This is a genomic window from Terrabacter sp. R4-6, from assembly GCF_057529065.1.
Map to the genome: position 1 here is coordinate 174358 of NZ_CP197224.1, position 13017 is coordinate 187374.

Annotated in this window: 10 protein-coding genes; 1 reads left to right on the forward strand and 9 read right to left on the reverse strand. The window is 71.4% G+C overall.

The genetic code is table 11. The annotated features are described in order from the left end of the window. Together dxs and ACSSS0_RS00835 are read right to left on the reverse strand one after the other, a co-directional pair. Positions 1-1866 carry a 1-deoxy-D-xylulose-5-phosphate synthase gene (gene dxs, locus ACSSS0_RS00830; protein WP_487229698.1) on the reverse strand — a complete coding sequence of 622 codons (1866 nt, stop codon included), beginning with the start codon at positions 1864-1866 and terminating at the stop codon, positions 1-3. A gap of 143 nt (positions 1867-2009) precedes the next feature. Further along, positions 2010-2402: a hypothetical protein gene (locus tag ACSSS0_RS00835; protein ID WP_435985825.1), complete on the reverse strand. Its 393-nt coding sequence runs from the start codon at positions 2400-2402 to the stop codon at positions 2010-2012. A gap of 31 nt (positions 2403-2433) precedes the next feature. On the opposite strand from ACSSS0_RS00835, the gene ACSSS0_RS00840 reads away from it, so the two are divergent. Next, the gene (locus tag ACSSS0_RS00840) at positions 2434-3204 is read left to right on the forward strand and encodes a VOC family protein (RefSeq protein WP_487229699.1); all 771 of its coding nucleotides are present in this window, start codon (positions 2434-2436) and stop codon (positions 3202-3204) included. A gap of 34 nt (positions 3205-3238) precedes the next feature. On the opposite strand, the gene ACSSS0_RS00845 is transcribed toward ACSSS0_RS00840, so the two are convergent. The 7 genes from ACSSS0_RS00845 to ACSSS0_RS00875 form a co-directional block, all read right to left on the reverse strand. Then, positions 3239-4534, reverse strand: a complete 1296-nt coding sequence (locus ACSSS0_RS00845) for a peptidase C39 family protein (RefSeq protein ID WP_487229700.1) — start codon at positions 4532-4534, stop codon at positions 3239-3241. Between the two features lie 115 nt (positions 4535-4649). Continuing rightward, positions 4650-5801: a peptidase C39 family protein gene (locus ACSSS0_RS00850; protein WP_487229701.1), complete on the reverse strand. Its 1152-nt coding sequence runs from the start codon at positions 5799-5801 to the stop codon at positions 4650-4652. Between the two features lie 125 nt (positions 5802-5926). Continuing rightward, on the reverse strand, positions 5927-8731 hold the full coding sequence (gene acnA, locus ACSSS0_RS00855; protein WP_435985821.1) for an aconitate hydratase AcnA: 2805 nt from the start codon (positions 8729-8731) through the stop codon (positions 5927-5929). Positions 8732-8828: 97 nt separating this feature from the next. Continuing rightward, positions 8829-10190, reverse strand: a complete 1362-nt coding sequence (locus ACSSS0_RS00860) for a class I SAM-dependent DNA methyltransferase (RefSeq protein WP_487229702.1) — start codon at positions 10188-10190, stop codon at positions 8829-8831. After that, positions 10160-10615, reverse strand: a complete 456-nt coding sequence (locus ACSSS0_RS00865) for an Hcp family type VI secretion system effector (RefSeq protein ID WP_435985819.1) — start codon at positions 10613-10615, stop codon at positions 10160-10162. The genes ACSSS0_RS00860 and ACSSS0_RS00865 overlap by 31 nt, the downstream gene beginning before the upstream one ends. 79 nt (positions 10616-10694) lie before the next feature. Then, positions 10695-11120, reverse strand: a complete 426-nt coding sequence (locus ACSSS0_RS00870; protein WP_435985818.1) for an acyl-CoA thioesterase — start codon at positions 11118-11120, stop codon at positions 10695-10697. A gap of 181 nt (positions 11121-11301) precedes the next feature. Further along, a complete protein-coding gene (locus ACSSS0_RS00875; RefSeq protein ID WP_487229703.1) occupies positions 11302-13011 on the reverse strand; it encodes an HNH endonuclease signature motif containing protein in 1710 nt (569 codons plus the stop codon). Positions 13012-13017: the final 6 nt, after the last annotated feature.

Below are 13017 nucleotides of genomic sequence, written 5' to 3' on the forward strand. Positions count from 1 at the left end.
TCAGAGCCTCGGCTCGAGGTCGACGACGACCTGGTCGGCGGTCAGGCCGAGCTCCTCGAGGATCTGCCCGCGCGACGCGTGGTCGAGGAAACGCTTGGGGATGCCGTAGGTGTGCACGGGCACGTCGACGTCCGCCTCGCGGAGCGCGAGCGTGACAGCCGCACCGACGCCGCCGCTGACGAGGTTGTCCTCGACGACGGCCACGGCATTCGCCCGGCGGGCGAGCGCGACGACGTCGTCGCTCACGGGCAGCACCCACCTCGGGTCGACGACGCGGACGGTGCGTCCGTGGGCGGCGATCTTCTCGCCCGCCTCGATGGCCATCCCGGCGAAGGCACCGACGCCGACGACGAGCAGGTCGACCTCGTCGCCGGCGTTCTCGAAGAGCACGTCGACGTCACCGATCGAGCGCACCGCGGTCAGCGGGTCACCGACGTCGCCCTTGGGGAAGCGGATGACGGTCGGCCCGTCGGACACGTCGACGGCCTCGCGCAGTTGGAGCTTGACCTGCTCGCCGTCGCGGGGCGCGGCCAGGCGCAGGCCGGGCACGATCGAGGTGAGCGTCATGTCCCACATGCCGTTGTGCGAGGCGCCGTCGCTGCCCGTGACGCCGGCCCGGTCGAGGATGAGGGTGATGCCGGCCCGGTGGAGCGCGCAGTCCATGAGGAGCTGGTCGAAGGCCCGGTTGAGGAAGGTCGCGTAGACGGCGACGACCGGGTGCAGGCCGGCATACGCGAGCCCGGAGGCCATCGTGACGGCGTGCTGCTCGGCGATGCCGACGTCGAAGACGCGGTCGGGGTAGGCGGCGGCGAAGCCGTCGAGGCCGACCGGGATGAGCATGGCGGCGGTGAGGGCGACGACATCGGGACGGTCGCGCCCGATGGCCACCATCTCCTCGTTGAACTCGTCGGTCCAGATGCGCCCGGACACCTCGAACGGCAGCCCGGTCTCGGGGTTGAACTTGCCGACGCCGTGGAACTGGTCGGCCTCGTCGTCGATGGCGGGCTGGTAGCCGCGGCCCTTCTGGGTGATGACGTGGACGATGACGGGGCCGCCGAAGTCCTTGGCCTTGCCCAGCGCCCGCTCGAGCGCCTGCTCGTCGTGGCCGTCGACGGGACCGATGTACTTGAGGCCGAGGTCCTCGAACATCCCCTGCGGCGCGACGATGTCCTTGATGCCCTTCTTGACGCCGTGCAGCGTCTCGAACATCGCGCCACCGACGACGGGCGTCTTGGCGAGCGAGCGCTTGCCCCAGTCGAGGAAGCGCTCGTAGCCGCGCGTCGTGCGCAGCGTCGCGAGGTGGTCGGCGAGGCCGCCGATGGTCGGGGCGTAGGAGCGCTCGTTGTCGTTGACGACGATGACGAGCGGGAGCGTCTTGTCGACGGCGATGTTGTTGATCGCCTCCCACGCCATGCCGCCGGTCAGCGCGCCGTCACCGATGACGGCGACGGTGTGCCGGTCGGCCTCCCCCGACAGTCGGCGGCCCTTGGCGATGCCGTCGGCCCACGAGAGCGCGGTCGAGGCGTGCGAGTTCTCGACGACGTCGTGCTCGGACTCGGCGCGGCTCGGGTAGCCCGAGAGTCCGCCCTGCTTCTTCAGCTTGCTGAAGTCGTGACGCCCCGTCAGCAGCTTGTGCACGTAGGACTGGTGGCCCGTGTCGAAGACGAGGGTGTCGCGCGGGGAGTCGAAGACCCGGTGCAGCGCGATCGTCAGCTCGACGACCCCGAGGTTGGGGCCGAGGTGTCCACCGGTCTTGGAGACCTCGGTGACGAGGAAGGTGCGGATCTCCTCCGCCAGCGCCGGCAGCTGGGTCGCCGGCAGCGCCTTGAGCGCCGCGGGGCTCGTGATCGTCTCCAGCAGGGCCACGCTGCCTCGTCCTCTCGGTGGTGTCTCGATCCCCTGGGGTGGGTCGATCGAGTCTACGGGTCAACGTCCGGCGGCTCCCAACCGTGCGCACGAGGCCCTGTCGGTCTCGTCACACGACCTCCACACGGTCGCCCCGACGCCCGTCAGAGGCGGGGCGCGAAGACCTTGCCCTGCAAAGCCTCGTGCAGCAGCCGCGCCGAGCGCGAGGCGGCGAGCAGCCGGATCCCCTCGGCCTCGATCTGCCCGAGGATCTCGGTGAGGGCGTCGGCCGGCACGTGCGGCCCGATGGCGACGCGAGCCTCGCGCCACGCGTCGCGCATGGCCACCACCTGCCCGTCGAGGTGCCGACCGGCCAGCCAGGCGAGCGCGATCGGGTGACGCCGCCACCCGGCATACGCCCGGTAGTCCGGTGGGCACTGGTCGAGCAGCCACAGCACGGCGCGGTCCTCCCAGCCGGGGGTGTGCGCCGGCGGGACGCCCGGCGGCCACCCCGGTGGGGTGTGCCCCCGAGACTCGGAGGGTGTCGGAGTCGGCATGCTCACAGTCTGCCTCGCCTAGTCTCGGACCATGACGACGGTCAGCTGGGTCACGGCCTTCCTCGACCTCCCGCCCGACGTCCACGCGGCGGGCACCCACTTCTGGTCTGCAGTGACGGGGTATGCCGTGTCGCCGCCTCGCGGGGACGACGCGGAGTTCACGACGCTGCTACCTCCGGTCGGTGACCCGTACCTCAAGATCCAGCGCACGGACGCCGACGGCGGTGACACCGCCCCCGGCGTCCACCTCGACCTGCACGTCACGTCGCCGGAGCAGTCCTCGGCGCGGGCCGAGGCCCACGGTGCCGAGGTCGTCCACCGCTCGGAGCACGGCTACGTCGTGCTGCGCTCCCCCGGCGGCTTCGTCTTCTGCTTCGTCCACGAGCCGCTCGCCCAGCGTCCCTGGCCGACCCGGTGGCCCCAGGAGCACGAGAGCGTCGTCGACCAGGTGTGCCTCGACATCCCGCCCGCGGCCTACGAGGCCGAGTGCACGTTCTGGTCCGAGCTGACCGGCTGGCCGCTGCGCAGGTCGGTGAGCCGCCCCGAGTTCCACCACCTCGTGCGCCCCGACGGGATCCCCGTGCGGCTGCTGCTGCAACGCCTCGTCGAGCCGGCCCACGGGCCGGTCACCGGGCACCTCGACCTGGCCTGCGACGACCGTCCCACCGAGGTCTCCCGACACGTCGGACTCGGCGCGACGGTCGTCGCCGACCACGGCGGCGGCTGGACCACGCTGCGCGACCCGACCGGCGCCCACTACTGCATCACCGACCGCGACCCGAGGTCCGGCCTCGGTCGGTGACGAGCGTGCGGCGGGGCGTCCGTTCGGGCTCAGGTCACCAGTTGGGCTCGTGCGCCGGGGCCGGTGGCAGCGGCCGGCCCGCGGGCCGGATGACGTAGACGATGCCCCCGCTGTGCGGCGCCCAGACGTTCTCGAACTGCTCGCGGTCGTAGACGACGCGCACCTGGTCGTTGCTCGCGACGAGGTGCGAGGCCGGGTCGTTGCACACGACGTCACCGGACTCGGTGAAGCCCACGACGACCATGAGGTGGCCGTTGGTGCCGTAGCCGGCGCCCTCGAGCTCGCCCTTCTTGAACGACACCGACACGACGAGCGGGATGCCGGCGGCGATGAAGGCCTCCGCCTCGGTGAGGGTGCGCAGGCGCGTGACGAAGCCGTGGAGGTCTCCCCGGGTGGCGGCGTACGCGGTGTTGAAGGGCCAGTTGCCGGCGCCGTCGTAGGTGTAGTCGAAGACGTTGCGGGCCGTGAAGTCGACCTGGGCGTCGACCGGCGGGTCGACCCACGCGGTCTCGGCAGTCGAGGGACCGGCTCCCCAGTAGGCGACGACCATCGACGTCGACGTCGGCGAGCACCAGGCCTCGCCACCGTTGTCCCACTGCGGGTAGTGCCCGATGTGCACCTCCTGCGAGTAGGTGGGGACGTCGAGGATCGTGCCGCAGGCGGGCCCGTTGGGGCTGCGCGGCACCTTCTTCGTGTCGGGGAGCGCGGACGCCATGGCCCCGACGACCGACACGCTCGGCGTGTCCGTGGTGCCCTGGGGACGCATGAGGCGGACCTCGAGCTGCCAGTCCGTCAGGGTGAAGCCGCTGCGCGTGGCGAGGGTGTCGGTGTAGACGGTCGCCACGGTGTCACCCTGGCCGGCGACGGAGGTCCGGTGGATGCCGCCACCGTCAGCGGGGTCCTTGGCCGCCCAGCGCCCGAGCACGTAGTCCTTGGTCGTCGTGCCGGCGCTCGTGCCACGGACCAGCACCTCGACCCACGAGTCCCCGGGCGTCGCGGCGTTCCACGAGGCGACGAGCTCGGTCAGGCCGAAGCCGGGCGCGACGACGGGAGAGGTCCACGTCGCGACCTCGTAGGTGACGGGCGTGCCGTCCGTGGCGTGGGGGTCGGTGTAGTCGAGGGTCCGGTCGAACGGTCCGAAGACGAGGTCGGCACCGGACCACGAGGCGTAGTGGACGTGTCGCTCGGCAGCGCCCTTCTTCGCCTCGGCGGCGCGGGCCCGCGGCGTGGCGGAGACGCCGACGAGGGCGGCACCGGCGGCGGCGCTGGCGAGCAGCGAGCGGCGGCTGGGCTGGAACGGAACGGCTGAGACGGTGGAGCGACTGGGCATGGGCACACCTTCCGGAGGGGGATCGCGCGGCCAGTCAACACCCGGTCCTCGCCCCGTGGGGGCTTCCCGTCGTAAATTCTCGCGATGAGGACGCGTCGCGGAGGAAATTGACGGGTCAGCGCCAGTTCGGCTCGGCAGGCGGTGACGGCAGCGCGACCTCGCGCGGGTGCATGACGTAGGCCAGACCCCCGTTGGGACCGAGCCAGACCCGCTCGAACTGGTCGCGCCGGTACACGGTGCGCACCTGCTCGTTGCTCGCGATGCGGTGCGAGTTGGGGTCGTTGGACACGACGTCGCCCTCGGCCGTGAAGCCGACGACCATCAGCAGGTGACCGTTCGTCTCGTAGCCGGCCCCGTCGAGCTCGTCCTCACGGAAGGTCACCGACACGACGAGCGGGATGCCGGCCGCCACGAACGCCTCGGCCTCGGTCAGGTCGCGCAGGCGTGTCACGTAGGCACGCAGACCCCGCGCCCCGGCGTAGGCCGTGTTGAAGGCCCAGTTGCCCGCCCCGCCGTAGGCGCGGTCGTAGACGCGTCGCACGCCGTGCACGACCTCGGGGTCGGTGTCGTGGCCGACCCACGACGTCTCGTCGCGTCCCGGCGCACGCCCCCAGTGCTCGAGGAGCATCGTCGTCGACGTCGGTGAGCACCACGACTGGCCGCCGTTGTCCCACTCGGGGAACGAGCCGACGTGCAGCCGCTGCGAGTGGGGTGGGACCGCCACCTCGTGCGCGCATCCCACGCCGGGCCGGCTCGTGGGCTCGTCGGGCGTGATGTCGAAGCGTGAGGCCGCGCCGGCGACGAGCGTCACGGTCGGCCAGCCGACGTCGCCATCGGGGATCGCATGGGCCGTGAGGCGCAGCTGCCACCGGTCGACGCCCCGCCCGGGCGCCGACAGCCACGTGTCCGTCGAGACGCTCCCGGCCTCGAAGGTCTGCCCGGGCACCGTGGTCCGCGTGATCGGCGACTCCCCCGCCGGGTCGTCCTCGGCCCACCGCGCGAAGGTGAACCACGGCGTCCAGCCGGCGGCGTCGCCCACGCGACCCTCGACGTGGAGCCAGGTGCCCGCCGGCGTGCGGGCGTTCCACGAAGGGATGAGCTCCGTTGCGGCGAAGGGCGACTCGACGACCGACGACTCCCAGAACCGCGTGCGGTAGGTCACCGGCTCGGCGCCGTCGACGTGGACGTCCACGTCGTCGACATCAGGCGCCGGGGACCAGTCGAGGCCGGTCTCCCACACGGTCAGGACAGCGTGTCGCTCGCTCACGCGACGAGCATGCCATCCGAGGGCGTATGCCGTCCGGCCGGGTCCCCAGCCCCGCGCACACGGCGACGGGCCCGTATGCCGTGGCGTACGGCATACGGGCCCGTCTTGCTGGGCCGTGCTGCGGGTCAGCTGTTGACGAGCGACCTCAGGACGTACTGGAGGATGCCGCCGTTGCGGTAGTAGTCGGCCTCACCGGGGGTGTCGATGCGCACGACGGCGTCGAACTCGACCGTCTCGCCCGACTCCTTGGTGGCGACGACCTTGACCGTCTTGGGCGTCGTGCCCTCGTTGAGCGCCGTGATGCCGGTGACCGAGAAGGTCTCGGTGCCGTCGAGGCCGAGCGAGTCGGCGTTCTGGCCGGCCGGGTACTGCAGCGGGATGACGCCCATGCCGATGAGGTTGGAGCGGTGGATGCGCTCGTAGCTCTCGGCGATGACGGCCTTGACGCCGAGCAGGCTCGTGCCCTTGGCCGCCCAGTCACGCGAGCTGCCCGAGCCGTACTCCTTGCCCGACAGGATGACGAGCGGCGTGCCGGCCTCGGCGTAGCTCTGCGCGGCGTCGTAGATCGTCGTCTGCTCGCCGCCCTTGGTGAAGTCACGGGTGAAGCCGCCCTCGACGCCGTCGAGGAGGAGGTTCTTCAGGCGGATGTTGGCGAACGTGCCACGGATCATGACCTCGTGGTTGCCGCGGCGCGAGCCGTAGGAGTTGAAGTCCTTGCGCTCGATGCCGTGCTCGGCGAGGTACCTGCCGGCAGGGCTGTCGTTCTTGATGGCGCCGGCGGGGCTGATGTGGTCGGTCGTGACGGAGTCGCCCAGCTTGGCGAGGACGCGGGCGCCCTCGATGTCGCTGACGGGCGTCGTCTCCATCGACATGCCGTCGAAGTACGGGGGCTTGCGGACGTAGGTCGACTCGGCGTCCCAGGCGAACGTGTCGCCCTCGGGGGTCGGCAGCGACTGCCAGCGCTCGTCGCCCGCGAAGACGTCGGCGTAGTCCTCGGTGAACATCTCCTGGCTGATCGAGCTCGCGATGGTGCGCTCGACGTCGGCGGGAGCCGGCCAGATCTCCTCGAGGAAGACGTCCTTGCCGTCCTCGTCCTGGCCGAGCGGCTGCGACGCGAAGTCGAAGTCCATCGTGCCGGCGAGGGCGTAGGCGATGACGAGCGGCGGGCTCGCGAGGTAGTTCATCTTCACGTCGGGGTTGATGCGCCCCTCGAAGTTGCGGTTGCCCGAGAGGACCGACGTGACGGCGAGGTCGTTGTCGTTGATCGCCTTGGAGATCTCCTCGTTGAGCGGGCCCGAGTTGCCGATGCACGTCGTGCAGCCGTAGCCGACGAGGTGGAAGCCGAGCTTCTCGAGGTAGGGCCACATGCCGGCCTTGTCGTAGTAGCCCGTGACGACCTTCGAGCCCGGTGCCATCGACGTCTTGACCCACGGCGCGACCGAGAGGCCCTTCTCGACGGCGTTCTTGGCGAGCATCGCGGCCGCCATCATCACCGACGGGTTGGACGTGTTGGTGCAGCTCGTGATCGAGGCGATCGAGACGATGCCGTGGTCGATCTCGAACTCGCGGCCCTCGGCGTCGGTGACCGACACCTTCTTCGAGGGGCGGCCGCTCACGCCACCGGAGTCGGCCGGGCGGTCGCCGCCGTTCGTGCCCTCGACGGTGCCCTGCGGGGTCGGGTCGCTCGCCGGGAAGGACGAGGCTGCACCCGCGTCACCCTCCTCGTGCGCGACGTAGGTCGGGAGCACCTTGCGGAAGGCGTCCTTGGCGTCGGTCAGCGCGATGCGGTCCTGGGGACGCTTGGGGCCGGCGATCGACGGGACGACGGTCGAGAGGTCGAGCTCGAGGTACTCGCTGTAGCGGGCCTCCGGCTGGTCGGGACCGGCCTTGAGCCACATGCCCTGCTCCTTGGCGTACGCCTCGACGAGCGCGACGCTCTCGTCGGAGCGGCCGGTGAGGCGCAGGTAGTCGAGGGTGACCTCGTCGATCGGGAAGATCGCGCAGGTCGAGCCGAACTCGGGGCTCATGTTGCCGATGGTGGCGCGGTTGGCGAGCGGGACCTGCGAGACGCCCTCGCCGTAGAACTCGACGAACTTGCCGACGACGCCGTGCTTGCGGAGCATCTCGGTGATCGTGAGGACGACGTCGGTGGCGGTGGCGGCGACGGGGATCGAGCCGCTCAGCTTGAAGCCGACGACGCGCGGGATGAGCATCGAGACGGGCTGGCCGAGCATGGCCGCCTCGGCCTCGATGCCGCCGACGCCCCAGCCGAGCACGCCGAGGCCGTTGACCATCGTCGTGTGCGAGTCGGTGCCGACGCAGGTGTCGGGGTAGGCGACGCGCTCACCGTCGATCTCGCGGACCATGACGGTGCGGGCGAGGTGCTCGATGTTGACCTGGTGGACGATGCCGGTGCCCGGAGGGACGACCTTGAAGTCGTCGAACGCGGTCTGGCCCCAGCGCAGGAACTGGTAGCGCTCGCGGTTGCGCTGGTACTCGATCTCGACGTTGCGCTCGAAGGCGTCGGCGCGGCCGAAGACGTCGATGATGACGGAGTGGTCGATGACGAGCTCGGCCGGCGCGAGCGGGTTGATCTTGGCCGCGTCGCCGCCGAGGGTGGCGACAGCCTCACGCATCGTCGCGAGGTCGACGACACAGGGCACACCGGTGAAGTCCTGCATGATCACGCGCGCGGGCGTGAACTGGATCTCGGTGTCGGGCTCGGCGTTCTCGTCCCACGAGCCGACCGCGTTGATGTGGTCGGCGGTGATGTTCGCGCCGTCCTCGGTGCGCAGGAGGTTCTCGAGGAGGACCTTGAGGCTGTACGGCAGGGTCTCCTGCCCCTTCACCCCTGCGAGGCGGTAGATCTCGTAGGACTGGCCACCGACCTCTAGGGTCCCCTTGGCCTTGAAGCTGTCAACACTGCCCACGACGGGCTCCTTCCAGCAACTCTGATGTCACGGTGCTCGATTTATCTTGACGTCAAGATATATCTAACCACACGCGTCCGTCCTTGTCAGTCCACCCCTACCCGTCCATCCTTCCCTCCGCTCGCGTCGTTGTCGCCCCCTGTCGCGCCCCTGTCGCGTACCCGCCCGACCGCTGGTCGGACCGCTGCCCGGGCCCGGGTCGGCGTGCCGACCAGAGCAGTCCCTCGACCGGGACGCCGCCCTCGAGGCGGAGGTGGACACGGGTCACCTCCACGTCGGCCAAACCCGCGGCGGCGCTGACGGACCGCAGGTACCCCTCGCCGTGCGCGTAGCGTCCCGACGGCGTCAGCCGCCAGTCCCCCACCGGGTCGACGAGCCGCTCGACGGTCCCGACGAGGGTGCCGCCCGGCCGCAGCGCCCGCGCTGCCGCCGCCGTCGTCGCGCCGAGGTCGCCGAGGTAGCAGAGCGTGTCCGCGCAGACGAGGAGGTCGTATGCCGTGGGCTGGGCGCGGAGGAACGCGCTGAGCTCGCTGCGCTGCAGGACGTCGTAGCAGCCGCGCACCTGCGCGTGCCGGAGCATGTTCAGCGACAGGTCGCAGCCGGCGAGGGTGCGCGCCCAGGAACGCACGAGCGCGCCGACGAGACCCGTGCCGCAGCCGAGGTCGGCCACGTCGAGGTCAGCCACGGGTTCGCCGAGGAGCTCGGCGACCCGGTCCACGACGAGCTCCGGCGCCCGGTAGCCGAGACCCGCGAGGTGCGGGTCGAACGCGTCGGCGGTGGCGTCGAAGAGCGACTCGACGTAGTCGTCCGGCGCGCGGTCCGGGGCAGGCAGCCCGCCCAGGGCGGCCAGACGGTGCCGGGCACCCGGGTCGTCGGGGTCGAGCCGCACCCACCGCCGCACGAGGTCGAGGGCCTCGGCCTCACGGTCACGCGCCGTCAGGGCCAGCACGGCAGCGGTCACGGCGCCCCGCCCGCGCCAGCTCTGCGGCTCGAGCTCCAGGGTCCGGAGGCCCGCGTCCCCGGCACCGGCCGGGTCGTCGGCGAGCCGCAGTGCGGTGGCGAGGTTGGCCCACGTCGGGGCATCGGTCGGGTGGACCGCGAGACTGGCCTCGTACGACGTGACCGCGCCCGCCGGGTCCCCCACCTCCAGGCGCATGTTGCCGAGGTCGTTGTGCAGGCTCGCGAGCACCATCGGGTCCGTGACCGCCGAGAGCGCCTCGGACATGAGCCGTTCAGCGGCGGAGTCGTCTCGACACAGGTGTGCCGCGACGGCTCGCAGGTGCAGGACGCGGACGTCGTCGTGCGCCCCCGTCACACCGGCGAGCGCCTCCTCGGCTCCCGGCCCGTCACCGGCGCGCAGCCGCGCCAGCGCCCGTTCGAGCGCGTCGTCCGGTCCGACGCGGTGCCCGTCGCCACCCGGGCCGCTGGTCAGCCCATCTTGTTGGATCGGATGTCCCACGTGACGCTGGACGTTCGGCCGCTCGCGCCGCCGCCGGGACCGGGCTCGGCATAGTCGAAGCGGATCCACGCAGGCTGGAGGGCCACCTCCTCGTCGACGTCGTCCTCCTCACCGGAGACGAGCACCTCGGTCACGACGAGGTCCTTCATCGTCACCGTGAGGAAGTCCTTGTGCGCGCCGGGATGGGCGACGTTGAGCGTCGCGTCCTTGAGGTGCTTGCCCGTCGCTGCGAAGGACGCCAGATGGGGCGAGGCGAGGTCGTAGCGGTGGACGATCCGGAACTCGTGGGCACGGGGCCGGCCGGCCGCGCCGCCGCTGCCCGAGCCGTTCGTCGGGGTCGTCACGCCCCAGTTCCACGAGACCACGTCGATCGCGCCCTTGTGGTCCTTGCTTTGGCTGCTGCCCTCGATGCCGTCGAACCTCATGAACGCATCCATGTCGCCTCCACCCGATGCCGAGCACGTCTTTCGACGCTAGCACCGCAGGGCCCGCGCCAGAAGGCCTTCAGGCGGGACCGTCGCCGGCGCCCTCGCCCGTCAGCGCCTCACGGAAGTGGGGGTCGAGCTCGGCCTTGGCGCCGGCCTCGGTGTCGAACCAGACGTAGGTGATGACGCACGTGGCCGTGAGCAGGGGCTGCTCGCCCCGTCGCCAGATCTCGTGCCGCAGCGTGAACGACGACGTGCCGATCCGGTCGACGACGACACGGATGTCGGCGTGGTCGAGAGGCTTGAGGCTCGCGGTCCAGTCGATCTCCGCGTGCCGGACGAGGGCGAGCCGGTGCTCGTCGGCGAAGCGGTAGGGCCCGTAGCCGAGGTGGTCGAGGAAGGCCATCTTCGCGTCCTCGCACCACGTCAGGTAGTGCGAGTTGAAGACGACGCCGGCGAGATCGATCTCGGAGAACTTCACGGCCACGGGGTAGCTGAACGACATGGCCCCATGCTCTCGCGACGGCCACCTGCTCTGGTCGTCAGGTCCCTCAGGTGCTCCGTCAGCCACGTGCTGGCCGAAACTGCCGGCGCGTGAGTGCTCCGGCGGGCGCGAGGGAAGCCCACAGGTGCACGGGCCCTTGGCGTCGTGATCTCCGTGCTCGCCGATCGCTGACGGTCGCGACCTAGGCAGCGTCGAGTCTCACGTCAGCCGGACGGGTCACGTAGCAGCGCCCCGTGGGTGCGGTCCACGTGCACGTGCCGTCGGCGTCCATCGTCAACGTCCATCCGGCGTGGTGCTTGAAGCCGTGGTGGGTGCGGCACAAGCAGACGAGGTTGCACTCGGTGGTCGAGCCGTCGGGGAAGCGCACCACGTGGTCGAGGTCGCACCGGCGCGCAGCGACGCCGCACCCCGGGAAGCGACACGTCCGATCGCGGTCCCGAACACGTTGCGCCAGAGCGGCGTTGGGCCGGTAGGTAGCGGGATCGCGCGCCGCAGTGACACCGGTCAGCGCGTCGGCTCGGCTCACGCGCAGCACGACATCGGGGTCTGACAGCACCTTTGCCAGCACGGGTGCGAGCATCCAGCCGAACCGTGGATGTCGGACACCGAGCTTCGGTGGTCGCCATCGTTCGCCCGGGAGACGCTGGGGGCTCGCCGCGTCCTCGACCGCTCCTGTCACCTTGACGGGCACTGCTGCCTGGTGCGCGAGCCACGCCCCGGCGGCTGCCGGGTCGGCGTCGCATCCGGCACGCGGCGCACACCCGAGCCCGAAGAGCTCTGACCCGATCGCATGCTCCGGTGCGAGGCGCGGACCGGTGATGTGTGCCAGGTCGAACGCCCCGACATCGACGGATGACGACCGGCTCGGCCCATCTCCCGGACGTGGTCGGCGGGACGGGGCGCTGGGTCGCACGTCGGCCCCCGGGATGGCGGAGGGCACTGCCGCCGCCTCGTCCGGGCCACGGAGCGCGACGCCACGCCGGTCGTCCGACGCGGGACCGACGAAGGTGGGCACGACCAGCTCGACGGTGGTGGACACCTGGGCGCTGCCGAGGAGGAGATCGAGGAAGGCGTCAGCGCGAGCCTGGTCGATCGACCGGGCAGGGTCGGCGCGCACGTACTCGTGCGCCAGCTCGTCGACGGCACCCCACGCCTGCATCGAGTCCCGCGCCGGCAGCGAGGCCTTCCACCATGTCGTGCCGGGATCGAGACCCGGCTCCACCCGCACGAAGCGGTCACGGAGGGCGTGCTCCGATCGGCACTGAACCGAGGACGGATCGGTCGCCATGGCGGCACGCTCGCACTGCCGACGGAGCCGAGCCGGTGTCAGCGACTCCGCCCCGCCTCCCTCCATGACGACGGCCTCGAAGATCGGACGGGCATCGACCGCGACGAGGCCCGCCTGGTCCACCACGACGGCGGTCTGCCGCTGGCTGAGGTGCCCGTCCAGCGCGGCGGCGAGGGTGCGCGGGAGGTCCTCGACGAGGCAGAGCGCGTCGGCGACCCGCGACTCGGCGCCACGTGGGGTCGAGCGCAGGATGGGCGCGACGCTCGAGGCCACGATCTTCACCGACGACGGGCGGTACTCGGAACCGTCGGACCAGTCCCCGTCGAGGTCGGCGAGGTCGAGCTCCTGACGGCGGACGCAGGCGGCCAGCGCGAGATCCTGGACGGCGCCGAGGACGTTCATCGCGCGCTGTGTGACGGCGAGGACCGCCTCGGCGCCGGCCGTGTCGAGACTGCGCAACCGCTCCGGCACCACGCGACACACCACGGCTGCCTGCGCGACCGGCGGCAGCGCGTCGAAGACGTCAGGGGGGACCTGGGTGACGAAGGCGAGCACGCCCCCGGCAGCGACCTCGCTGCTCCCCACGGCACTCCTCGACTCCATGATCGA

Excerpts from the sequence above, each read along its gene's own strand:
- ACSSS0_RS00835 (WP_435985825.1), bottom strand. The coding sequence starts at position 2,402 with ATGCCGACTCCGACACCCTCCGAGTCTCGGGGGCACACCCCACCGGGG.
- ACSSS0_RS00845 (WP_487229700.1), bottom strand. The coding sequence starts at position 4,534 with ATGCCCAGTCGCTCCACCGTCTCAGCCGTTCCGTTCCAGCCCAGCCGC.
- ACSSS0_RS00865 (WP_435985819.1), bottom strand. The coding sequence starts at position 10,615 with ATGAGGTTCGACGGCATCGAGGGCAGCAGCCAAAGCAAGGACCACAAG.
- ACSSS0_RS00840 (WP_487229699.1), top strand. The coding sequence starts at position 2,434 with ATGACGACGGTCAGCTGGGTCACGGCCTTCCTCGACCTCCCGCCCGAC.
- ACSSS0_RS00875 (WP_487229703.1), bottom strand. The coding sequence starts at position 13,011 with ATGGAGTCGAGGAGTGCCGTGGGGAGCAGCGAGGTCGCTGCCGGGGGC.
- ACSSS0_RS00870 (WP_435985818.1), bottom strand. The coding sequence starts at position 11,120 with ATGTCGTTCAGCTACCCCGTGGCCGTGAAGTTCTCCGAGATCGATCTC.